Genomic DNA, 23798 nt, shown 5'->3' with positions numbered 1-23798 from the left:
TAACACTGATGCGGATTGTGTGCAAATTAAGCATTGATTTAAAAGTTAATAACTTGATCCAGGTTGCAAAGCACACAGCTATTGGCCTTAAATCAGTGATAGAATACCCCCTTTCAAAGAAAGCCTAACAATTGGAACTACGGAATGACTGAATTAAAAAATGATCGTTATCTGCGTGCGCTTCTTAAAGAGCCGGTAGATTACACGCCAGTATGGATGATGCGTCAGGCAGGTCGTTACTTACCAGAATACAAAGCTACGCGTGCTCAAGCGGGCGATTTCATGTCTTTGTGTAAGAATGCGGAGCTGGCGTCTGAAGTAACTCTTCAACCACTACGCCGTTTTCCTCTTGATGCTGCGATCTTGTTCTCTGACATCCTAACTATCCCAGATGCAATGGGTCTGGGTCTGCGTTTTGCTGCTGGTGAAGGTCCGGTCTTCGATAACCCAATTACTTGCAAAGCCGACGTAGAGAAAATCGGTCTGCCAGATCCAGAAGGTGAACTGCAGTACGTAATGAATGCCGTGCGTCAAATCCGCAAAGATTTGAATGGTGATGTACCTCTAATTGGTTTCTCTGGTAGCCCATGGACGCTTGCGACTTACATGGTTGAAGGTGGTAGCTCTAAGGCCTTCACGAAGATCAAGAAGATGATGTACGCAGAACCTCAAACTCTGCATCTTCTACTGGATAAGCTAGCAGATAGCGTGATTGACTACCTAAATGCACAAATCAAAGCCGGCGCGCAGTCAGTTATGGTATTTGATACATGGGGTGGCGTTCTGACTCCTCGTGATTACAACCTGTTCTCATTGCAATACATGCACAAGATAGTGGATGGCCTGATTCGCGAAAATGACGGTCGTCGCGTACCTGTTACGCTATTTACTAAGAATGGCGGTATGTGGCTAGAGCAAATCGCAGCAACGGGTTGTGATGCGGTTGGTCTAGACTGGACGATCAATATTGCAGATGCGAAAGCGCGTATCGGCGATAAAGTGGCACTGCAAGGCAACATGGATCCATCTATGCTTTACGCTTCACCTGAGCGTATCCGTGAAGAAGTAGCGGGTATCCTAGAAGGTTTTGGTGATGCTGGTACAGGTCACGTATTCAACCTAGGTCATGGCATCCACCTAGATGTGCCGCCAGAAAACGCGGGTGTGTTTGTTGAAGCGGTACATGAGCTATCTAAGCCTTACCACAAATAATCTCGATTTATTGAAATCCAATACCGGCCATCAGTGCCGGTATTTTTTTACCTGAAATTTGAATTGTACAGCTTAGTAAGCATTTGGCCTGTCATGATCTAATTACTATCTAAGCTGTACAATAAAAATTAAAGTCAATTATAAACAATGACTTAAATTTATGTTGTTTGTGTTTCAATTTTCTTATTCAGATTAACTAGCAATTAGAACATCGGTAACTCAAAGCATCGAGTGAACGCGTTGTTGGAGATAGGGAACGACTTCCGACTCAAACCATGGATTCTTCTTTAACCACAGCGTATTGCGTGGGGAAGGGTGTGGTAGAGGAATAAACTCAGGTTCCCAATCTTGCCATTGCTGAACGGTTTGCGTGAGAGTTTTGGGCTTGTTGGTGAGGTAGTACTGCTGAGAGTACTGACCAATAAGCAGAGTCAACTCTATATTGGGGAGCTGTTCGAGAATCTTTTTGTGCCATGTAGGAGCGCACTCTTTTCTCGGTGGCAGATCTCCCGAGTTACCTTTACCCGGATAGCAGAACCCCATCGGTACAATGGCAATTTTATTCGGGTCGTAGAACTCGTCTTTGTCGATATCAAGCCATTGGCGCAGTCGGTCACCACTTGGATCATTCCAAGGTATCGAAGTGCTGTGGACTTTTGTTCCTGGCGCTTGGCCAATAATCAGAATGCGTGCGTTTTTACCGGCTTGAACCACAGGGTTGGCTCCGAGAGGTAAACTCTCAGCGCAGATCTGGCACGCGCGCACTTGTTGGAGTAGATTCTCTAGAGACATCGGTCTTTAATACCCTTTTTCGAAATCCACTTGATTGTTTAATGAGAAACCATCGCGCCAAAGTCGGTAATTGTCGGCAAAAATGTCGACCACCTGTTCAGGAAAGCTCAATGCGGCGATGTGTGGCGTGATGGTCACTTGCGGTAACTTCCAAAACGGATGCGCTGGTGGCAATGGTTCTTGCTCAAACACGTCCAAGAAAGCGTGTTCTACCCAGCGATTCTTGATGGCGAGCAACAAGCTGGCTTCATCCAACACATCTCCTCTACCTACATTGAATAATAAAGCTTGGTTGAGATGTTGAAGTGTTTCACGGTTGAGCAAGGCACGAGTATTAGGTGTGCTCGGCAACGTATTAACGACAATATCTGCCTTTCTTAAAGCATTTACTAGTTCATTGATGTGGAAGGTTTGTGCAAATTCATCATTGGCTGTTGGAATTCCTGTGCGATTAATACCAATCGTGTTAATCCCCATCGCCTGGGCCGTTTGTGCTAGGCATTTCCCAATGCTACCCGTACCGAGAATCACCATGGTTTTGCTTTGCAGTGATGTGTAGAGATGCGGTTGCCACTGCTTGTTTTGTTGTTGCTGGTGGTAGTGCATAAAATGACGATAGTGGCTGATGCAATATCCGAGGACGTACTCTGCGATTAGCGGACCAAACACGCCACGCACATTCGTCAGCGTATAGTCTTGGCGAAATTCTGGGGTAATGAGCGCATTTACGCCCGCATAGGTAGATTGTACCCACTCAAGTTGTGAAAATTCGTCTAATCTTTGTGAGAGTAAAGGAGGATCGGCAAGAACAATGTGTGCCTCTTGCGGCTTGTCCGTAATGTTCAGGTCGGGCAGATTTTTCTCCGCCAATAACGTTTCGTAGGTGTCGCGATGCTCTGAGAGCAGGAAAATCTGATTTGGATGCTGCATTAACTTTTTTCCCTGTGATGAATCAAGTACACTTTCGCTGTTTTTTTCTTCAATGATTGAGTGACTATGCTTAAGAATCCTCTTCAGGTTCGTTTAGAAAAACTAGAACCTTGGCAACAAATTACCTTTATGGCGTGTCTGTGTGAACGCATGTATCCAAACTATGCGATGTTTTGTGAGAACACAGAATTTGCTGAACCGCGTGCTTACCGAGCGATTCTTGATAGTGTATGGGAAATTCTGACCGTTAAGAACGCGAAAGTGAATTTCGAGCGTCAACTAGAGAAGCTCGAAGAATTGTTCCCAAGTGCCGACGAGTATGATTTTTACGGTGTATACCCAGCGATGGATGCGTGTCAGGCATTGTCTACTCTATTGCATGGTCTGTTGGATCGCGACTACCTTTTCGATTCAATGCTTAAAGTGAGCCAACAGTCGGTACAAACCGTTGCTGATTTAGAGCAAGCACAGGGCAGTGAGCCAATCACAAACGACAATCAAAAAGAAAATGAAGCCGTATGTGAAGAGTGGGATGTCCAGTGGGCAATCTTCCGTCCGCTGCGTGAAGCAACGGAACGTGATATCAACTTGATCAAAGACTTGCGTGAAGAACTACGCGAAGAAGCCGTGAGCAACATCGGCATCGCACTGTAATGCGAAAGCGAATATGAAAAAGGCATCCCGTGGGATGCCTTTTTTGTTGGAAACGTGGTTACGATTCTTTTGAGTCTGGTTTTGTTGGCTCTTGTGTTTCTGGCTCAACGTTTTGTTTTTCTAACTCGTCGTCGTCATCGCGGCTTTCGATTACACCGTGCATTTCTTTCCAGCTTTCCCAGCGTTGGTAGGCCAGTTCTTGCATGTCGGTGCTCTTGTCGGCTTCGTCGATGATTTCTTCACCAACTAAGTGCTCAAAGATGTCTTCAAGTGTGACAAGGCCAAGAACGGTGCCGTATTCGTCGACCACAAGTGCCAGTTGTAGGCGGTGCGTCATCATTTGATCGAATACTTTTGGTAGCGCTGTATTGTTCAGAACCACTTGGATTGGACGCATGACCGCACCGAGTTGTTTCTGACCACTGCCTGATTGCTGCATCTTAAACAGCTCTAGACGATGCACAAAGCCGATGATGTTGTCTTTCTGCTCGCTGTATACCAGCGGACGTGAGAACGGTGTGTCTTTGTGTTTGTCCAGAAACTCATTGATGGTCATCGTTGCGTCAACGCGGAAGACAACAGGGCGAGGTGTCATGACTTGTGTGACAGGCACATCTTGAATCCCTAGCAGGTTGCTTAAGATTTTAGATTCGCCTTCTGCAAATTCACCACTTTCGCGTGCCAAAATCGCCATCGCAGAAAGTTCATCACGCATTTTTGGTGCTTCGTGGTTACGAGCCAAACGCTTGGTGATTTGCTCTGAAAACCATACAAAAGGCGTTAGCGCCCATACCATCCAACGTAGCGATACCGCCGCTGCTGGTGCAAGCTGACGCCAGTACGTCGCACCGATGGTCTTCGGTACGATTTCAGAGAGAACCAAGATCGCCAGTGTGAGCACAGCTGAGAAGATGCCAAGTGCTTCGCTGCCGAATACGACGGCCGCCTGTGCACCTGCTGTTGCTGCACCGATAGTGTGAGCAATAGTGTTTAGAGTCAGAATCGACGCTAATGGGCGGTCGATGTCGGACTTGAGTTTAGATAGCTGCTCAGCAGCAGGATGCCCCTGTTGATTGAGCTGCGCAATGTAGCTCGGACTGATACTCAGTAGTACCGCCTCCAGTACCGAACAGATAAACGAAATGCCGATAGCAATAGAGATATAAATGGATAACAGCAGCATAGTTGCCCTTGAAAGTAGTCTGATAGTTGTTATTTGCAGTGATTATAACCGCAAAAGTGCCTTATTAATTGGTCCAAATACGTAGGAAAGCAAGGGCTTTCAGACCGCATGTGGTAACAAATTGTGAGTTATTACTCATATTATGGCTAAAAGTACGTCAGAAAATCGAAAGATCGCTTACAAACCTTTGCCAGATGGGGCATTTATGCTTTAGAGTGAGACGAATTCGATAACATATGAGAAGGGAAACCTAATGAACAAGACCCAATTAATCGACTTTATCGCAGAGAAAGCAGACCTATCAAAAGCACAAGCTAAAGCTGCTCTTGAAGCGACTCTTGAAGGTGTAACTGGTGCACTTAAAGAGGGTGACCAAGTTCAACTAATTGGTTTTGGTACATTCAAAGTAAACCACCGCGCTGCACGTACTGGTCGCAACCCTAAGACTGGTGACGAGATTCAAATCGCAGCAGCTAACGTACCTGCATTCGTAGCAGGTAAAGCGCTGAAAGAATCAGTAAACTAAGTTAGAATGCACCGAGGTATCCTGCCTCGGTGCAATTTCATGAAAAAACATCTACTCACTTCACTCCTCCTATCTAGCCTTTCTCTTATTGGCTGTTCTTCTGTTGAAACGCCTAATCTAGAACAATTTACCCACTTTTCTGGCGGAAAAACCGCAGGTGACACCAGTAGTTTGTATTGGATGACTGAGCGATTAACTCGAGTCAGTACCGCGGCAGATTACGTCACGATGGGTGATCATGGCTGGTATAAAAGTGATTACCGTTGGGATGAAGGCGAGTTGCGTGAGTTGATTCGAAAAGGTGAGCAAATCGATGCCAAGCAAAGACTGGTGCCTTTTCTAATCCACATCCGCTTTAATAAAGATGGTGAAGCGATTTATCAGCAATATCGCGTAAATCGCAAAGTCTTGCCGCTGCAGCGCGAGCAACTTGATCGATACAAAGCCGAAGCTAATGATGTTGTTGTTGCCATCAAAGAGCAGTCTCGCAACGGGCAGAACCTCGTACAAGGCTATTGGAATGGTCAAGCATTTGAAACCTGCAAAGGGAAAGAGTTCTCGACGCTAGAGTTCAACCAAACCCTGCCGAAATTTGTCGTCGACCGTTTATCATCGGTCGATAGCTACATTGCCTTTGTTGGTAAAGAATCTCGTAATGAAGTGGTGGTAGACAGCCTCTTGATGCTCAATGATGACAACTTTGATTGTGTATCACGACCAAAGTTTATCTCTGAGTAAGGCTTCTACGTTTTTACGCTGGATGTGAAAGAACAATAAAAAAGGCGCTGAATGCGCCTTTTGTCTTTTTAGCCAACTGAAGTTGTTATTATTTTTCTTGCTCGCGAGCGATAGCACGGTAGCCGATGTCATTACGATGGAACATGCCATCCCAACTGATCTGTTTTGCTAGCTCGTATGCGCGTTGTTGTGCTTCTGATACGCTGTTGCCCAATGCAGTTGCACACAATACGCGACCACCATTTGTCACGATGTCGCCATCTTGATTGTCTGTACCCGCGTGGAAGACTTTCTCGCCTTCAATTTCAACTTGAGGCAGGCCAGAGATCACATCACCTTTGTTGTACGCTGCTGGGTAGCCACCGGCTGCTAGCACGATACCGATAGATGCGCGTGGATCCCATTTAGATTCCACTTGATCAAGCTTCTCGTCGATTGCTGCTAAGCATAGATCTACAAGATCCGATTCCATACGCATCATGATTGGTTGTGTCTCTGGATCACCAAAGCGGCAGTTGTACTCGATCACTTTCGGAGTGCCATCTTTGTCGATCATCAGACCCGCGTATAGGAAACCTGTGTATGGGTTCCCCTCAGATGCCATGCCGCGTACCGTTGGGTAAATGACTTCTTCCATGATGCGATTGTGAATTTCGGGTGTGACCACAGGAGCTGGAGAGTAAGCGCCCATGCCCCCTGTGTTCGGACCCGTGTCTTTATCACCGACACGTTTGTGGTCTTGGCTGGTGGCCATTGGCAGAACGTTCTCACCATCGACCATTACGATGAAGCTTGCTTCTTCACCATCTAAGAACTCTTCGATAACCACGCGGCTGCCTGCATCGCCAAATGCGTTGCCCGCTAGCATGTCTTTGATTGCGTCTTCTGCTTCTTCTAGCGTCATCGCAACGATTACGCCTTTACCAGCAGCAAGACCGTCTGCTTTCACCACGATTGGTGCACCTTGCTCACGCACGTAAGCAAGCGCTGGTTCAATTTCTGTGAAGTTTGCGTAAGCACCGGTTGGGATTTGGTGACGAGCAAGGAAGTCTTTAGTAAACGCTTTGGAGCCTTCAAGCTGCGCTGCGGCTTGGGTAGGGCCAAAGATTGGTAAGCCCGCTTCGCGGAACGCATCAACCACACCAATAACCAATGGTGCTTCTGGGCCAACGATAGTCAGTTCAATCGCCTTCTCTTTGGCGAAAGCAACAAGGCCAGCGATGTCTTCTACATCGATGTTTACGTTCTCTAGTTTTGGCTCTAGTGCCGTACCTGCGTTGCCTGGAGCAATGAAAATAGTCTCAACATTTGGGTTTTGCGCGGCTTTCCAGCCTAGCGCATGTTCACGACCGCCTGAACCAATGATTAAAACTCGCATATGAAAATCCTTAATCTTATAAATACTGTTTACTCAAAGTAGTTGATGATGTGGCTAGGCAACAATTGAGCCCATCCCGGAAACATAGCCAGCTACGTAACTGGGGTGGGCAAAAGCAGTTAACGACGCCACAGTGCCAAATACGATGAGGAAATTAGTGGCGGAAGTGGCGCATACCCGTGAAGATCATCGCCATGCCGTGCTCATCTGCTGCTGCGATAACTTCGTCGTCACGCATAGAGCCCCCTGGCTGAATTACGCATTTAATACCAGCTTCTGCTGCGGCATCGATACCGTCGCGGAAAGGGAAGAATGCGTCAGATGCCATTACGCTACCGGCAACTTCTAAGCCTTCATCTGCGGCTTTGATACCGGCAATTTTCGCTGAATAAACGCGGCTCATTTGGCCTGCGCCTACACCGATAGTCATGTCGCCTTTCGCGTAAACGATCGCGTTAGATTTCACGTACTTCGCTACTTTCCAGCAGAATAGGGCATCTTTTAGCTCTTCTTCTGTAGGTTGGCGCTTAGAAACCACTTTAAGGTCGTCTAGGCTTACCATGCCTTGGTCGCGATCTTGAACCAGTAGACCACCGTTGACGCGTTTCACGTCAAAGCCTGTTGTCTTGGTTGACCACTTGCCACACTCTAGTAGACGTACGTTCTTCTTCGCGGCAACGACTTCAATCGCTTCAGCAGAAACAGAAGGAGCAATGATTACTTCAACGAATTGACGTTCAACGATAGCGCTAGCCGTTTCTGCATCTAGCTCTTGGTTGAATGCGATGATGCCGCCGAACGCTGATGTTGGGTCTGTTTGGTAAGCGCGGTTGTACGCTTCTAGGATGTCTTTACCTAGCGCGACGCCACATGGGTTGGCGTGTTTTACGATTACACATGCTGGCTCATTAAACTCTTTCACGCATTCAAGTGCGGCGTCCGTGTCTGCGATGTTGTTGTAAGAAAGGGCTTTACCTTGGATTTGGCGAGCAGTAGAAACAGACGCTTCTTGTGGGTTGGCTTCGACGTAGAACGCGGCAGCTTGGTGGCTGTTCTCACCGTAGCGCATGTCTTGTTTCTTCTCGAATTGTTGGTTAAAGGTGCGAGGGAATTTACTCTCTTCATCACCTTCTTTGTTCTCACCGTAAGATGGAACCATGGTGCCGAAGTAGTTTGCGATCATGCCATCGTAAGCGGCGGTGTGTTCAAATGCTGCGATAGCAAGGTCGAAACGCGTTTCTAGAGTTAGGGACTTGTCGTTTGCGTCCATCTCTGCGATTACGCGGTCGTAGTCTGAAGCGTTTACAACGATAGTTACGTCTTTGTGGTTCTTCGCTGCTGAGCGAACCATGGTAGGACCGCCAATATCGATGTTCTCTACTGCGTCAGCAAGAGTACAGCCATCTTTTGCAACGGTTTCTGCGAATGGGTATAGGTTAACAACGACCATGTCGATTGGATTGATGCCATGTTTTGCCATCACGTCGTCATCTTGACCACGACGACCAAGCACACCACCGTGAACTTTCGGGTGAAGCGTTTTAACGCGGCCGTCCATCATTTCTGGGAAACCTGTGTAGTCAGAGACTTCTGTTACTGCGATGCCTTGTTCGGCAAGTAGGCGTGCTGTACCACCAGTAGATAGGATATCGACACCGCGCTCAGCAAGAGCTTGCGCAAACTCAACAATACCTGTTTTGTCTGATACGCTGATAAGCGCACGGCGAATAGGACGAGCGTTATTCATGCTTCCATTTTCCTCAAATTCACGGAGTTAAAGATGTTTGCCAAAAATGAACTTGTTTTTACCTCTTGGGGTAAAATATTGGCCAGTTTTGGTAAAGACCTTTGCAGGTGTTTTCATGTTTAGAAAACAGTCTCCACATTTGATGGCGCGTATTCTAACCAATTTATTACAAAAAAGCTCGCGCAATCGTTTGGCATCTCAAAAATAATTGCAAAAAAGTCGTTCTTTAGCTTTAAAAGTAACGAGATAGTTAATAAGGAAAGTTATGTTTCAGATAGGTGAGTTGGCAAAACGCTGTGGTGTGACTTCAGATACACTGCGTTTTTATGAGAAAAATGCGTTGATAAAACCCGCAGGGCGAAGCGAATCAGGCTACCGACTTTATAATGAAGAGAATCAAAAGCAGGTGCGCTTCATCTTAAAAGCGAAAGAGCTAGGGTTGAGCTTGGATGAGATAAAAGATCTATTAGAAATTAAGTTAGAGGCGACAGAACACAGTTGTGCAGAGGTAAAAGCCATTACTTCTGCCAAGTTAGAGCTGATCGACGAGAAGATTAATGAACTGACGAAAATTCGCCGTGCTTTGAAGAAGATTAATGATGCGTGCTGTGGCCATACAAACGATGATGCCAGTCATTGTTCTATTCTTGCAGCACTTGAGTAGTCTCATTTTTGCATCACTTAACTTAAGTTTGCATTTTTGGCGGCTTGCTTTTCTAGGTGCACGCCGTTTTCCCACCTATAATCTCGCTTTTGGTCGACTGTGCGAATGTGAAGTTCCATCATTCCTACAGCGATAGCTGTCTGGTAGATACGAGAGTTTTCATACATGGTTGGAGTCTATTTTCAAATCAATGACTGGGTTTTAAGCGTTGATGAAAATAAGCTGTATCGACAAGATAGGGAAGTTACTGTTGAGCCGCGCTTAATTAATCTTTTGCACTTCTTAGCTGAGCATGCAAATGAGGTGTTCAATCGCGAGGAATTGATCCAGTACGTTTGGGCTGGGGCGATTGTGACCGATCAAGTGGTGACTCAGTCCATTTTTGAGTTGCGTAAATTGCTGCGTGACGGTCGGGAAGAAAATACCAGTTACGTCATTACAGTGCCGAAACGTGGCTACAAGCTGGTAGCGAACGTGACTCCGATGACGCATGAAGAGTTTGTCGCAAGTCGCCAAAGTGAAGAGGAAGAGAGCGCGCCTTTGGTTGAAGAACCAGAAGAAGAGACTCTGCCTATCGCACCTGCCGTTACTTTTCCTGCCGGCCCTCTGACTCGTGCGGTCTGCGAGATGTCGAAAGAGAAAAAGGCCCCTCAGAAAAAAAATAAAATCAGCCCGTGGCGCTTGGGACTGATGAACTTCATCTGGATCAGTGTTTTGGTCGTGGTGATGGGCGTGTTTACCTACAAGCAATCGGAAGTGCGTATTACCCAAGCCATCGATACTCACCTTATCGAATTCAAGTTTCAAGATAACTTTACGAGCGAAGGGTTAAGCTATGACTTGGCAGACGGGTTTGCACAAAAGTTGATGTCCGACATTGCTCAAGTCAGTGATTACCGAGTCATGCTAAAGAAGGCGTCGTTTACTTCTGGCATTGTGCCTGGTAAATCCGTTGTGGTACGAGTTCGTGAAAATGACGGTGGCAGCTTTTTAGAGGTGGAATATCGCAATAACTCATCTGAAAAGGTGTTGTTTAGTCGTCAATACGCGTTAACCAGTAGCCATTTAAAGACAGTGCTTCAACAAGCGTCGTTGGATTTGATGCAAGTGCTGAAAGTGCCGGATGCCAAATTAAAATCTACGATGCTGGTGGCGGGAATGCCCATGAATCCCGATGCCTTGGAATTGTTTGTGCAAGCTAACCATTATCTTAATGTCTCTGATGCCAAGCAGTTTCGCCAAGGCATCGATTTGATGGAAAATATTTTAGAAATCGAGCCAGATAATGCTTATGTTCAAGCTGAATTACTGATTGCTTACCACGTGCAGAAAGTGCTTGATTCGTCTCTTGAGCTAAAGAAAGGGCGAGTGCAACAACTCAGCGATGCGCTGGAAACCAACGTGAAAATGATGGTTGGGCCAATTCAACCTCGAATTTATGAAGCTTTGGCCCTACACGAAACCATCGCTGGTGACATGGCTTCAGCCAAGCAGCATCTTGGGCAAGCATTGAGGTTACGAGATTCGGTGCTGTCTTATGTGATTCGTGGTAAGCATGCTGAATTGGATGGTGATCTGGATTTGGCCAGTGAGTCTTACAGCGAAGCTTTTTATATTGATACGTCGGTTGAGACGTACCTGCTGTGCGAAAACTTGGTCTTCCCAAGTAACATGAAGGCGATTGATTACGCCATGTATCGCGCTGTTCACCCTTCTGTCGTTCGAATGCTTTAATTCTCTCGGACTCAAATACTAGCCCCTCATTTCGGTGAGGGGCTTTTTTGTAGCTGTCGAAAAGTGAAAAAGCAGGGGCGGTGGGGCAATGACTTACGAAGGAGCTAACAACGCAAGCTTGCAACGGGAAGGCATATCCGGTTTGCTTCTCTATCTCTATCTCTATCTCTATCTCTATCTCTATCTCTATCTCTATCTCTATCTCTATCTCTATTGATTGTATGGAGTGTCTGGCTGAGTTATGTGGCGAGAATGATTCTGATGCTTTCTTGCAGGCGAGATGAATATTGATGTGGGTCAAAAAGCGCGATCAGGGAGAGATTTATGGAATCAACAGTTCAGGGAATTAACCCTTCGGGATGGGGAAGTTGATAAAGGTTGATAACTTTTATCGCGATTACCGACGAGTTGATGAGAGTTTATCTATCGGTAGAAGGTTTGATGTTTTTCTTATAACTGCATGAATAGTATGGTTTTATATTTTTGTGTTTATCATGTTTATCTCAACTTGATGTTGATTAACTAATCATTTTATTGATAACGCCAAGTTTATTTTTTTCCCGATTTTTGGGCGTAGTCTTCACTTCGAAATTTAGCGAGGTCGAGCAGGTATCTACTTCATAGCATCTCGCTAATAACCGTTCAGTTTGAGTCACGTTGACTTGAGTAGAATAGATTTGGAGATGTTATGTCATCGAATACGAAAAAAATCGGCCTAATTGCCTGTACGGGTGTAGTCGCCGGTAACATGATGGGTAGTGGTATTGCACTGTTACCTTCCAGCCTAGCTTCAGTAGGTTCTGTTTCAATTTTCAGCTGGCTGATCTGTTTGATCGGTGCACTGAGCCTTGCGTTTGTTTACGCTCGTCTGGCAACCAAAAACCCTCAAGAAGGTGGTCCTATCGCTTATGCGGGCGAAGTTTCCCCAGTCTTTGGTTTCCAAACGGGCGTGCTTTATTACCACGCGAACTGGATTGGTAACCTAGCTATTGCTATTACAGGTGTTTCTTACCTTTCAGTATTCTTCCCTGTGCTTAATGACCCAATCCCAGCAGGTATTGCGACGATTGCATCGGTATGGATCTTCACTTTCGTCAACCTACTTGGTGGTAGCTGGGTAAGCCGTCTATGTACGCTTGGTCTTGTTCTAATCCTAATTCCAGTTGTTGGTACCGCTCTATTTGGTTGGACGCACTTCGACACTGCGCTATACAGCCAAAACTGGAACGTATCTGCGGGTACTGATAGCCATGCGATTGTGACTGCGGTTCTTATCTGTCTATGGTCATTCGTTGGTGTGGAATCAGCAGCAGTATCGACAGGTATGGTAGAAAACCCTAAACGTACTGTACCGCTAGCAACCATGCTGGGTACTGGTATCGCAGGTGTGATTTACATCCTATCAACTCAAATGATCAGCGGCATGTTCCCTGCTTCTGAAGTTGCCGCATCAGGTGCGCCATTTGCATTGGCAACCACTGAGCTATTCGGTAGCTGGACTGCACCATTCGTATCAGCATTCACTGCACTAGCATGTTTTACTTCGCTAGGTTCTTGGATGATGCTGGTGGGCGAAGCTGGTAAACGTGCAGCAAGCGATGGCAACTTCCCTAAAATCTACGGCGAAACTGACAAAAACGGTGTGCCTAAGAAAGGTTTAATCCTTGCGTCAATCAAGATGACAGCATTAATGGTTGTACTGATGTTCTTCAGCTCTAAAACAGCACATGCATCAGACCTGTTCAACCAGCTAACGACTGATGCAGTTCTACTAACTATGCTGCCTTACTTCTACTCAAGCATTAACTTGATTCGCTTCGAAGGTATGACAACACGCAACGGCTTCGTAATGCTGTTCTCTGGTGTAGCTTGTCTGTTCTGCTTCATTGCCCTTGCTGGTGCAGAAGGCGGTACGCTAACAGCAACCTTCATCGTGTCTCTCGTTATCTTGATGTTCTACAGCAAAAAAGCCGGCTTAGCTCAGTACATGAAGCTACACGCTGACGACATGCCTGCTCAAGCAAGCAACTAATCCCCAAACGCTGGCACTTCGGTGCCAGCCAATAAAAACAAATTCACTCGGCGCTCACCTTACTCACTGCCTGTAAATGGCAGAGAGCGCCTTCATTCGCCTTGGAGATGTCCAAATGAATATATTCGCTATCTTGAACCACATGGGTGTGTTCTTTAAAGAAGAGCCAGTTCGTCAACTTCACGCTGCTCTTGAGAAAGCGGGCTACGAAGTGGTTTACCCAGTAGATGATAAAGACTTGATCAAAATGATTGAGATGAACCCACGCATTTGCGGTGTGCTGTTCGACTGGGATAAATACTCACTAGAGCTATGTGAACGTATTAGCCAAATCAACGAAAAACTGCCTGTTCACGCATTTGCTAACGAACAGTCTACTCTCGATATTTCACTAACAGACCTACGTCTGAACGTGAGCTTCTTCGAGTACGCTTTAGGTATGGCTGACGACATCGCTATCAAAATCAACCAAGCGACCGAGGCATACAAAGATGCCATCATGCCTCCATTCACTAAAGCGCTATTCAAATACGTAGAAGAAGGTAAATACACCTTCTGTACTCCAGGTCACATGGGCGGTACTGCATTCCAGAAAAGCCCTGCTGGTAGCATCTTCTACGATTTTTACGGTCCAAACACATTTAAAGCGGACGTATCAATCTCAATGCCTGAGCTAGGTTCTCTACTAGACCACTCAGGTCCACATAAAGATGCAGAAGAATACATCGCACGCACATTCAATGCAGACAGCTCTTACATCGTAACTAACGGTACGTCTACATCGAACAAAATCGTTGGTATGTACTCAGCACCTGCGGGCAGCACAGTACTGATTGACCGTAACTGTCACAAATCTCTGACTCACCTAATGATGATGAGCGACGTGACACCAATCTACTTCCGCCCAACTCGTAACGCATACGGCATCCTTGGTGGTATTCCACAAAGCGAATTCAGCCGCGATGTCATTGCAGAGAAAGTGGCGAGAACTCCAGGTGCAACAGCGCCAAGTTACGCAGTAGTGACTAACTCAACTTACGATGGTCTGTTGTACAACACACAATTCATCAAAGAGTCGCTAGACTGTAAACACATCCACTTCGACAGTGCTTGGGTGCCTTACACTAACTTCAACCCAATTTACGAAGGTAAATGTGGTATGAGTGGTGAAGCGATGCCAGGCAAAGTGTTCTACGAAACACAATCAACACACAAACTGTTGGCAGCGTTCTCACAAGCTTCAATGATTCACGTGAAAGGTGACTTTGATAAAGAGTCTTTCAACGAAGCATTCATGATGCACACTTCAACTTCACCTCAGTACGGCATTGTTGCTTCTACTGAAACTGCAGCGGCAATGATGCGCGGCAACACTGGTAAGAAGTTGATGCAAGACTCTATCGATCGCGCAATTCGCTTCCGTAAAGAGATCAAACGCCTAGAAGCAGAAAGTGACAGCTGGTTCTTCGATGTATGGCAACCAGAAAACATCGATACCACAGAATGTTGGAAACTAGACCCTAGCGATACATGGCACGGCTTCAAGAACATGGATGACAACCACATGTATCTTGACCCAATCAAAGTAACGCTACTGACTCCGGGGATGAATAAAGAAGGCGAACTAGAAGAATCAGGTATTCCTGCTTCGCTAGTGGCTAAATTCCTAGACGAGCGCGGCATCGTGGTTGAGAAAACAGGCCCATACAACTTGTTGTTCCTATTCTCAATCGGTATCGACAAATCAAAAGCAATGCAATTGCTACGCGGTCTGACTGAATTTAAACGTGGCTACGACTTAAACCTAACCATCAAGAGCTTCCTACCTTCACTATATAACGAAGACCCAAGCTTCTATGAAGGCATGCGCGTTCAAGAACTAGCACAAGCAATTCATGACCTAACTAAGAAATACAACCTACCAGAGCTAATGTACAAAGCGTTCGATGTTCTTCCAGAAATGAAAGTAACACCACACGCAGCATGGCAAGAAGAGCTTCGCGGTAACGTAGAAGAAATCAAACTGGAAGAAATGGTTGGTCGCGTAAGTGCGAACATGATCCTTCCTTACCCTCCAGGCGTGCCACTAGTACTTCCTGGTGAAATGGTGACTCAAGAGTCTCGCCCTGTGCTGGACTTCCTCGAGATGCTTTGTGAGATCGGTGCGCATTACCCTGGTTTCGAAACCGACATCCACGGTCTGTACCAACAAAAAGATGGTAGCTACACCGTAAAAGTATTGAAGAACTAAGTTCCTCTCGAAGATGACGCCATTGGGAATGCAAGCATGCTCCACTCTTACGAGCTCAATGTGTCATCGAACAACCACGACATTTAGATATACCCCTAGCTAATCTGTCGTAAAAGAGAAGGGCAAGGATGCTCTGATCTTTTCTTCTATATATAGAAGAAACACTTTTCCAAGACTTCACCTGAAGTACCCCAAGTAAAAAGCAAAGACCAAAGAGCAGTTCGTCATCGTTCTGCTCTTTTTTTATCTTTTATACAGCAGGACGAAGAGAAAAAGCACGTTGAGCGAAGATCATTTGCGTCAATTGCATCAAATTTGAAGATCTTAATTCAGGTAGAAACGCCCTTTTTCTTGAGGAAAGATCCTTTTAAATGAGAGAAAATAGCCAAGATCGCTTGGTATATACACAAAGTGATTGCTATTTGTTCGGTTGAAAGTTTTTTTGCAAAAAACGCTTGTACTAATTTCTCAACTCCCTATACTGCGCATCCACCGACACGGAGTGAGACGAAAGTCACACAGCGAGTCGGAATTGAGAGAAAAGAAATTTGAAAAAAATGCTTGACTCTCTCACGGTGTGAAGTAAGATACGCACCCCTAACGACGAGCGACTAAGTTGCTGAAAATGTTAGAAAAGCTCTTTAAAAATAAGAACCTATCAATCTGTGTGGGCACTCGTTGATGATAATCCAATTCGATACTTCGGTATCAAATTAGGTTTCAATGAAACGAAGTGACCATTGAATCTTCGGATTCAGCACAGTCAATTCAAACATTACTTTATGTAATGTTCAGTATTCATTGAGCCGAACAAAATCTTAAATTGAAGAGTTTGATCATGGCTCAGATTGAACGCTGGCGGCAGGCCTAACACATGCAAGTCGAGCGGAAACGAGTTATCTGAACCTTCGGGGAACGATAACGGCGTCGAGCGGCGGACGGGTGAGTAATGCCTAGGAAATTGCCCTGATGTGGGGGATAACCATTGGAAACGATGGCTAATACCGCATGATGCCTACGGGCCAAAGAGGGGGACCTTCGGGCCTCTCGCGTCAGGATATGCCTAGGTGGGATTAGCTAGTTGGTGAGGTAAGGGCTCACCAAGGCGACGATCCCTAGCTGGTCTGAGAGGATGATCAGCCACACTGGAACTGAGACACGGTCCAGACTCCTACGGGAGGCAGCAGTGGGGAATATTGCACAATGGGCGCAAGCCTGATGCAGCCATGCCGCGTGTGTGAAGAAGGCCTTCGGGTTGTAAAGCACTTTCAGTCGTGAGGAAGGTAGTGTAGTTAATAGCTGCATTATTTGACGTTAGCGACAGAAGAAGCACCGGCTAACTCCGTGCCAGCAGCCGCGGTAATACGGAGGGTGCGAGCGTTAATCGGAATTACTGGGCGTAAAGCGCATGCAGGTGGTTTGTTAAGTCAGATGTGAAAGCCCGGGGCTCAACCTCGGAATTGCATTTGAAACTGGCAGACTAGAGTACTGTAGAGGGGGGTAGAATTTCAGGTGTAGCGGTGAAATGCGTAGAGATCTGAAGGAATACCGGTGGCGAAGGCGGCCCCCTGGACAGATACTGACACTCAGATGCGAAAGCGTGGGGAGCAAACAGGATTAGATACCCTGGTAGTCCACGCCGTAAACGATGTCTACTTGGAGGTTGTGGCCTTGAGCCGTGGCTTTCGGAGCTAACGCGTTAAGTAGACCGCCTGGGGAGTACGGTCGCAAGATTAAAACTCAAATGAATTGACGGGGGCCCGCACAAGCGGTGGAGCATGTGGTTTAATTCGATGCAACGCGAAGAACCTTACCTACTCTTGACATCCAGAGAACTTTCCAGAGATGGATTGGTGCCTTCGGGAACTCTGAGACAGGTGCTGCATGGCTGTCGTCAGCTCGTGTTGTGAAATGTTGGGTTAAGTCCCGCAACGAGCGCAACCCTTATCCTTGTTTGCCAGCGAGTAATGTCGGGAACTCCAGGGAGACTGCCGGTGATAAACCGGAGGAAGGTGGGGACGACGTCAAGTCATCATGGCCCTTACGAGTAGGGCTACACACGTGCTACAATGGCGCATACAGAGGGCAGCCAACTTGCGAAAGTGAGCGAATCCCAAAAAGTGCGTCGTAGTCCGGATTGGAGTCTGCAACTCGACTCCATGAAGTCGGAATCGCTAGTAATCGTGGATCAGAATGCCACGGTGAATACGTTCCCGGGCCTTGTACACACCGCCCGTCACACCATGGGAGTGGGCTGCAAAAGAAGTAGGTAGTTTAACCTTCGGGGGGACGCTTACCACTTTGTGGTTCATGACTGGGGTGAAGTCGTAACAAGGTAGCGCTAGGGGAACCTGGCGCTGGATCACCTCCTTAAACGATGATTACTCACGATGAGTGTCCACACAGATTGATAGTTCACAAGCGCAAGCTTGTAGCTAACATAGCTCTTTAACAATTTGGAAAGCTGACAAAACAACAATTTATTGTTGTTTGTAAAGTTCTCAATGTTTGTCTTTATGACAAACACCAAAATAACACATTCAAGTGTTCTTGGAATTTGAGTCCGGCAAAATCGAGTCTGCATCATGTATAAAAATTGCAGACAACTTTGGTGACTTGTTCATCAACTCGAAACTCCTTCGGGTTGTATGGTTAAGTGACTAAGCGTACACGGTGGATGCCTTGGCAGTCAGAGGCGATGAAAGACGTAGTAACTTGCGATAAGCCCAGATTAGGTAGTAACAACCATTTGAGTCTGGGATTTCTGAATGGGGAAACCCACTTACATAAGTAAGTATCATTAACTGAATACATAGGTTAATGAGGCGAACCGGGGGAACTGAAACATCTAAGTACCCCGAGGAAAAGAAATCAACCGAGATTCCGAAAGTAGCGGCGAGCGAAATTGGACTAGCCCTTAAGCTTTACACGCGTTAGACGAACGGTCTGGAAAGTCCGACGATACAGGGTGATAGTCCCGTAGTTGACGACGTGTGTTCAGTGAAATCGAGTAGGGCGGGACACGTGATATCCTGTCTGAATATGGGGGGACCATCCTCCAAGGCTAAATACTACTGACTGACCGATAGTGAACCAGTACCGTGAGGGAAAGGCGAAAAGAACCCCTGTGAGGGGAGTGAAATAGAACCTGAAACCGTGTACGTACAAGCAGTAGGAGCAGGCTTTGTCCTGTGACTGCGTACCTTTTGTATAATGGGTCAGCGACTTATATTCAGTGGCAAGGTTAACCATCTAGGGGAGCCGTAGGGAAACCGAGTCTTAACTGGGCGTTCAGTCTCTGGATATAGACCCGAAACCAGGTGATCTAGCCATGGGCAGGTTGAAGGTTGAGTAACATCAACTGGAGGACCGAACCGACTAATGTTGAAAAATTAGCGGATGACTTGTGGCTAGGGGTGAAAGGCCAATCAAACCTGGAGATAGCTGGTTCTCCCCGAAAGCTATTTAGGTAGCGCCTCGGACGAATACTACTGGGGGTAGAGCACTGTTAAGGCTAGGGGGTCATCCCGACTTACCAACCCTTTGCAAACTCCGAATACCAGTAAGTACTATCCGGGAGACACACGGCGGGTGCTAACGTCCGTCGTGGAGAGGGAAACAACCCAGACCGCCAGCTAAGGTCCCAAATTACTACTAAGTGGGAAACGATGTGGGAAGGCTCAGACAGCCAGGATGTTGGCTTAGAAGCAGCCATCATTTAAAGAAAGCGTAATAGCTCACTGGTCGAGTCGGCCTGCGCGGAAGATGTAACGGGGCTAAGTAGTAAACCGAAGCTGCGGCAATGTGCTTTTGCACATTGGGTAGGGGAGCGTTCTGTAAGCGGTTGAAGGTGTGTGGTAACGCATGCTGGACGTATCAGAAGTGCGAATGCTGACATGAGTAACGATAAAGGGGGTGAAAAACCTCCTCGCCGGAAGACCAAGGGTTCCTGTCCAACGTTAATCGGGGCAGGGTAAGTCGACCCCTAAGGCGAGGCCGAAAGGCGTAGTCGATGGGAAACGGGTTAATATTCCCGTACTTCTTACAATTGCGATGGGGGGACGGAGAAGGCTAGGTGGGCCTGGCGACGGTTGTCCAGGTTCAAGTGCGTAGGCTTAAGAGTTAGGTAAATCCGGCTCTTTTTAAGGCTGAGACACGACGTCGAGCACCTACGGGTGTGAAGTCATTGATGCCATGCTTCCAGGAAAAGCCTCTAAGCTTCAGATTGTAAGGAATCGTACCCCAAACCGACACAGGTGGTCGGGTAGAGAATACCAAGGCGCTTGAGAGAACTCGGGTGAAGGAACTAGGCAAAATGGTACCGTAACTTCGGGAGAAGGTACGCTCTTGATGGTGAAGTCCCTCGCGGATGGAGCTGACGAGAGTCGCAGATACCAGGTGGCTGCAACTGTTTATTAAAAACACAGCACTGTGCAAAATCGTAAGATGACGTATACGGTGTGACGCCTGCCCGGTGCCGGAAGGTTAATTGATGGGGTTAGACTTCGGTCGAAGCTCTTGATCGAAGCCCCGGTAAACGGCGGCCGTAACTATAACGGTCCTAAGGTAGCGAAATTCCTTGTCGGGTAAGTTCCGACCTGCACGAATGGCGTAATGATGGCCACGCTGTCTCCACCCGAGACTCAGTGAAATTGAAATCGCTGTGAAGATGCAGTGTACCCGCGGCTAGACGGAAAGACCCCGTGAACCTTTACTACAGCTTGGCACTGAACATTGACCCTACATGTGTAGGATAGGTGGGAGGCTTTGAAGCACGTACGCCAGTATGTGTGGAGCCGTCCTTGAAATACCACCCTTGTAGTGTTGATGTTCTAACGTCGACCCCTAATCGGGGTTGCGGACAGTGCCTGGTGGGTAGTTTGACTGGGGCGGTCTCCTCCCAAAGAGTAACGGAGGAGCACGAAGGTGGGCTAATCACGGTTGGACATCGTGAGGTTAGTGCAATGGCATAAGCCCGCTTGACTGCGAGAATGACAATTCGAGCAGGTGCGAAAGCAGGTCATAGTGATCCGGTGGTTCTGAATGGAAGGGCCATCGCTCAACGGATAAAAGGTACTCCGGGGATAACAGGCTGATACCGCCCAAGAGTTCATATCGACGGCGGTGTTTGGCACCTCGATGTCGGCTCATCACATCCTGGGGCTGAAGTCGGTCCCAAGGGTATGGCTGTTCGCCATTTAAAGTGGTACGCGAGCTGGGTTTAGAACGTCGTGAGACAGTTCGGTCCCTATCTGCCGTGGGCGTTGGAAGATTGAAGGGGGCTGCTCCTAGTACGAGAGGACCGGAGTGGACGAACCTCTGGTGTTCGGGTTGTGTCGCCAGACGCATTGCCCGGTAGCTAAGTTCGGAATCGATAACCGCTGAAAGCATCTAAGCGGGAAGCGAGCCCTGAGATGAGTCTTCCCTGATACTTTAAGTATCCTAAAGGGTTGTCGGAGACTACGACGTTGATAGGTCAGGTGTGTAAGTGCTGTGAGGCATTGAGCTAACTGATACTAATTGCCCGTGAGGCTTAACCATACAACACCCAAGGGGTTTTGATGGACTCGAAGCAAGAACAGAATTGAATGTGTAGAGAACACAAAAACAGCTTTCCGAATTAAAGAATTTGCTTGGCGACCATAGCGTTTTGGACCCACCTGACTCCATTCCGAACTCAGAAGTGAAACGAAATAGCGCCGATGGTAGTGTGGGGTTTCCCCATGTGAGAGTAGGACATCGCCAGGCTTTAATTTGCACTTGCTTAAGATTTAAGCAAGTCACCATAAAGTTCTAATCTTTTTTAGAGTTTTATGTTGACTTTAAAAGTGGAAAGCGTATTATACGCACCTCGCTTGAGTGCTAAGGCACTGAAAGCCAAGCTCTTTAACAATATAAACCTATCAATCTGTGTGGGCACTCGTTGATGATAATCCAATTAGATACTTCGGTATCAAATTAGGTTTCAATGAAACGAAGTGACCATTGAATCTTCGGATTCAGCACAGTCAATTCAAACATTACTTTATGTAATGTTCAGTATTCATTGAGCCGAACAAAATCTTAAATTGAAGAGTTTGATCATGGCTCAGATTGAACGCTGGCGGCAGGCCTAACACATGCAAGTCGAGCGGAAACGAGTTATCTGAACCTTCGGGGAACGATAACGGCGTCGAGCGGCGGACGGGTGAGTAATGCCTAGGAAATTGCCCTGATGTGGGGGATAACCATTGGAAACGATGGCTAATACCGCATGATGCCTACGGGCCAAAGAGGGGGACCTTCGGGCCTCTCGCGTCAGGATATGCCTAGGTGGGATTAGCTAGTTGGTGAGGTAAGGGCTCACCAAGGCGACGATCCCTAGCTGGTCTGAGAGGATGATCAGCCACACTGGAACTGAGACACGGTCCAGACTCCTACGGGAGGCAGCAGTGGGGAATATTGCACAATGGGCGCAAGCCTGATGCAGCCATGCCGCGTGTGTGAAGAAGGCCTTCGGGTTGTAAAGCACTTTCAGTCGTGAGGAAGGTAGTGTAGTTAATAGCTGCATTATTTGACGTTAGCGACAGAAGAAGCACCGGCTAACTCCGTGCCAGCAGCCGCGGTAATACGGAGGGTGCGAGCGTTAATCGGAATTACTGGGCGTAAAGCGCATGCAGGTGGTTTGTTAAGTCAGATGTGAAAGCCCGGGGCTCAACCTCGGAATTGCATTTGAAACTGGCAGACTAGAGTACTGTAGAGGGGGGTAGAATTTCAGGTGTAGCGGTGAAATGCGTAGAGATCTGAAGGAATACCGGTGGCGAAGGCGGCCCCCTGGACAGATACTGACACTCAGATGCGAAAGCGTGGGGAGCAAACAGGATTAGATACCCTGGTAGTCCACGCCGTAAACGATGTCTACTTGGAGGTTGTGGCCTTGAGCCGTGGCTTTCGGAGCTAACGCGTTAAGTAGACCGCCTGGGGAGTACGGTCGCAAGATTAAAACTCAAATGAATTGACGGGGGCCCGCACAAGCGGTGGAGCATGTGGTTTAATTCGATGCAACGCGAAGAACCTTACCTACTCTTGACATCCAGAGAACTTTCCAGAGATGGATTGGTGCCTTCGGGAACTCTGAGACAGGTGCTGCATGGCTGTCGTCAGCTCGTGTTGTGAAATGTTGGGTTAAGTCCCGCAACGAGCGCAACCCTTATCCTTGTTTGCCAGCGAGTAATGTCGGGAACTCCAGGGAGACTGCCGGTGATAAACCGGAGGAAGGTGGGGACGACGTCAAGTCATCATGGCCCTTACGAGTAGGGCTACACACGTGCTACAATGGCGCATACAGAGGGCAGCCAACTTGCGAAAGTGAGCGAATCCCAAAAAGTGCGTCGTAGTCCGGATTGGAGTCTGCAACTCGACTCCATGAAGTCGGAATCGCTAGTAATCGTGGATCAGAATGCCACGGTGAATACGTTCCCGGGCCTTGTACACACCGCCCGTCACACCATGGGAGTGGGCTGCAAAAGAAGTAGGTAGTTTAACCTTCGGGGGGACGCTTACCACTTTGTGGTTCATGACTGGGGTGAAGTCGTAACAAGGTAGCGCTAGGGGAACCTGGCGCTGGATCACCTCCTTAAACGATGATTACTCACGATGAGTGTCCACACAGATTGATACGGTTTATGTAAAAGAGACGATACTGGGTCTGTAGCTCAGGTGGTTAGAGCGTTCGCCTGATAAGCGAGAGGTCGGTGGTTCGAGTCCACTCAGACCCACCAATTCCTTTTAGGGAGTTGGCATACAGTATCGACACCTTGATGGGGCTATAGCTCAGCTGGGAGAGCGCCTGCCTTGCACGCAGGAGGTCTGCGGTTCGATCCCGCATAGCTCCACCATCTTTAAGCGCATTCGATGAGTGCTTTTAAAAATGGTTACTTCATTAGAAGTGATTAGCTCTTTAACAATTTGGAAAGCT

General features: G+C 47.3%; 13 protein-coding genes, 2 tRNA genes and 4 rRNA genes. 14 read left to right on the top strand and 5 right to left on the bottom strand.

What is annotated here, in order from left to right; genetic code table 11:
- Positions 1–144 precede the first annotated feature (144 nt).
- Entirely contained in the window at positions 145–1212 is a 1068-nt protein-coding gene (gene hemE / locus ACYJZR_RS14540) for a uroporphyrinogen decarboxylase (RefSeq protein WP_005456478.1), read from the top strand.
- A gap of 219 nt (positions 1213–1431) precedes the next feature.
- On the opposite strand, the gene ACYJZR_RS14535 is transcribed toward hemE, so the two are convergent.
- Both ACYJZR_RS14535 and ACYJZR_RS14530 read right to left on the bottom strand, forming a co-directional pair.
- Positions 1432–2004, bottom strand: a complete 573-nt coding sequence (locus tag ACYJZR_RS14535) for a uracil-DNA glycosylase family protein (RefSeq protein ID WP_021450238.1) — start codon at positions 2002–2004, stop codon at positions 1432–1434.
- A gap of 6 nt (positions 2005–2010) precedes the next feature.
- Positions 2011–2934 carry a D-2-hydroxyacid dehydrogenase gene (locus ACYJZR_RS14530; RefSeq protein WP_025626642.1) on the bottom strand — a complete coding sequence of 308 codons (924 nt, stop codon included), beginning with the start codon at positions 2932–2934 and terminating at the stop codon, positions 2011–2013.
- Between the two features lie 66 nt (positions 2935–3000).
- On the opposite strand from ACYJZR_RS14530, the gene ACYJZR_RS14525 reads away from it, so the two are divergent.
- Positions 3001–3588, top strand: a complete 588-nt coding sequence (locus ACYJZR_RS14525) for a YjaG family protein (RefSeq protein WP_005456454.1) — start codon at positions 3001–3003, stop codon at positions 3586–3588.
- Between the two features lie 58 nt (positions 3589–3646).
- On the opposite strand, the gene ACYJZR_RS14520 is transcribed toward ACYJZR_RS14525, so the two are convergent.
- On the bottom strand, positions 3647–4771 hold the full coding sequence (locus tag ACYJZR_RS14520; RefSeq protein ID WP_140164934.1) for a CNNM domain-containing protein: 1125 nt from the start codon (positions 4769–4771) through the stop codon (positions 3647–3649).
- Positions 4772–5024: 253 nt separating this feature from the next.
- Between ACYJZR_RS14520 and hupA the strand changes: the two genes are divergently transcribed.
- Together hupA and ACYJZR_RS14510 are read left to right on the top strand one after the other, a co-directional pair.
- Entirely contained in the window at positions 5025–5297 is a 273-nt protein-coding gene (gene hupA / locus ACYJZR_RS14515) for a nucleoid-associated protein HU-alpha (protein ID WP_005433627.1), read from the top strand.
- 39 nt (positions 5298–5336) lie between these two features.
- The gene (locus tag ACYJZR_RS14510; RefSeq protein ID WP_406966465.1) at positions 5337–6035 is read left to right on the top strand and encodes a DUF1481 domain-containing protein; all 699 of its coding nucleotides are present in this window, start codon (positions 5337–5339) and stop codon (positions 6033–6035) included.
- A gap of 88 nt (positions 6036–6123) precedes the next feature.
- Here ACYJZR_RS14510 and purD read toward each other — a convergent pair whose 3' ends face one another.
- Both purD and purH read right to left on the bottom strand, forming a co-directional pair.
- Complete coding sequence (purD, locus tag ACYJZR_RS14505) at positions 6124–7413, bottom strand: phosphoribosylamine--glycine ligase (protein WP_005456447.1); 1290 nt, start codon at positions 7411–7413, stop codon at positions 6124–6126.
- Between the two features lie 154 nt (positions 7414–7567).
- The gene (gene purH, locus ACYJZR_RS14500; protein ID WP_029844829.1) at positions 7568–9160 is read right to left on the bottom strand and encodes a bifunctional phosphoribosylaminoimidazolecarboxamide formyltransferase/IMP cyclohydrolase; all 1593 of its coding nucleotides are present in this window, start codon (positions 9158–9160) and stop codon (positions 7568–7570) included.
- 265 nt (positions 9161–9425) lie between these two features.
- Between purH and zntR the strand changes: the two genes are divergently transcribed.
- The 10 genes from zntR to ACYJZR_RS14450 all read left to right on the top strand — a co-directional run bounded on the left by zntR (position 9426) and on the right by ACYJZR_RS14450 (position 23718).
- Positions 9426–9824 carry a Zn(2+)-responsive transcriptional regulator gene (gene zntR, locus ACYJZR_RS14495; RefSeq protein WP_005456436.1) on the top strand — a complete coding sequence of 133 codons (399 nt, stop codon included), beginning with the start codon at positions 9426–9428 and terminating at the stop codon, positions 9822–9824.
- A 165-nt stretch (positions 9825–9989) separates the two neighbouring features.
- Positions 9990–11558 carry a lysine decarboxylation/transport transcriptional activator CadC gene (gene cadC, locus ACYJZR_RS14490; RefSeq protein ID WP_023624657.1) on the top strand — a complete coding sequence of 523 codons (1569 nt, stop codon included), beginning with the start codon at positions 9990–9992 and terminating at the stop codon, positions 11556–11558.
- 688 nt (positions 11559–12246) lie between these two features.
- Entirely contained in the window at positions 12247–13590 is a 1344-nt protein-coding gene (cadB, locus tag ACYJZR_RS14485; RefSeq protein ID WP_005383654.1) for a cadaverine/lysine antiporter, read from the top strand.
- 115 nt (positions 13591–13705) lie between these two features.
- Positions 13706–15841: a lysine decarboxylase CadA gene (locus tag ACYJZR_RS14480; RefSeq protein WP_031382113.1), complete on the top strand. Its 2136-nt coding sequence runs from the start codon at positions 13706–13708 to the stop codon at positions 15839–15841.
- 820 nt (positions 15842–16661) lie between these two features.
- Positions 16662–18214: ribosomal RNA gene (locus tag ACYJZR_RS14475) — 16S ribosomal RNA — on the top strand.
- Between the two features lie 277 nt (positions 18215–18491).
- Positions 18492–21382, top strand: a 23S ribosomal RNA gene (locus ACYJZR_RS14470).
- Between the two features lie 91 nt (positions 21383–21473).
- Positions 21474–21589, top strand: a 5S ribosomal RNA gene (rrf, locus tag ACYJZR_RS14465).
- Between the two features lie 317 nt (positions 21590–21906).
- Positions 21907–23459, top strand: a 16S ribosomal RNA gene (locus tag ACYJZR_RS14460).
- Together the 16S, 23S and 5S rRNA genes with 2 tRNA genes alongside form the textbook arrangement of a ribosomal RNA operon.
- 65 nt (positions 23460–23524) lie before the next feature.
- Positions 23525–23601: transfer RNA gene (locus ACYJZR_RS14455), tRNA-Ile, on the top strand.
- A 41-nt stretch (positions 23602–23642) separates the two neighbouring features.
- Positions 23643–23718 (top strand) — tRNA-Ala (locus tag ACYJZR_RS14450).
- The last annotated feature ends 80 nt before the right edge of the window (positions 23719–23798 follow it).

Source organism: Vibrio sp. RC2502, assembly GCF_054850435.1.
This window is presented reverse-complemented; position numbering and strand designations above follow the sequence as displayed.

Coding starts and splice junctions, on each gene's coding strand:
- ACYJZR_RS14525 (WP_005456454.1), top strand. CDS start 3,001: ATGCTTAAGAATCCTCTTCAGGTTCGTTTAGAAAAACTAGAACCTTGG.
- ACYJZR_RS14530 (WP_025626642.1), bottom strand. CDS start 2,934: ATGCAGCATCCAAATCAGATTTTCCTGCTCTCAGAGCATCGCGACACC.
- zntR (WP_005456436.1), top strand. CDS start 9,426: ATGTTTCAGATAGGTGAGTTGGCAAAACGCTGTGGTGTGACTTCAGAT.
- ACYJZR_RS14480 (WP_031382113.1), top strand. CDS start 13,706: ATGAATATATTCGCTATCTTGAACCACATGGGTGTGTTCTTTAAAGAA.
- purD (WP_005456447.1), bottom strand. CDS start 7,413: ATGCGAGTTTTAATCATTGGTTCAGGCGGTCGTGAACATGCGCTAGGC.
- cadC (WP_023624657.1), top strand. CDS start 9,990: ATGGTTGGAGTCTATTTTCAAATCAATGACTGGGTTTTAAGCGTTGAT.
- hupA (WP_005433627.1), top strand. CDS start 5,025: ATGAACAAGACCCAATTAATCGACTTTATCGCAGAGAAAGCAGACCTA.
- ACYJZR_RS14520 (WP_140164934.1), bottom strand. CDS start 4,771: ATGCTGCTGTTATCCATTTATATCTCTATTGCTATCGGCATTTCGTTT.
- ACYJZR_RS14510 (WP_406966465.1), top strand. CDS start 5,337: ATGAAAAAACATCTACTCACTTCACTCCTCCTATCTAGCCTTTCTCTT.
- ACYJZR_RS14535 (WP_021450238.1), bottom strand. CDS start 2,004: ATGTCTCTAGAGAATCTACTCCAACAAGTGCGCGCGTGCCAGATCTGC.
- hemE (WP_005456478.1), top strand. CDS start 145: ATGACTGAATTAAAAAATGATCGTTATCTGCGTGCGCTTCTTAAAGAG.
- cadB (WP_005383654.1), top strand. CDS start 12,247: ATGTCATCGAATACGAAAAAAATCGGCCTAATTGCCTGTACGGGTGTA.
- purH (WP_029844829.1), bottom strand. CDS start 9,160: ATGAATAACGCTCGTCCTATTCGCCGTGCGCTTATCAGCGTATCAGAC.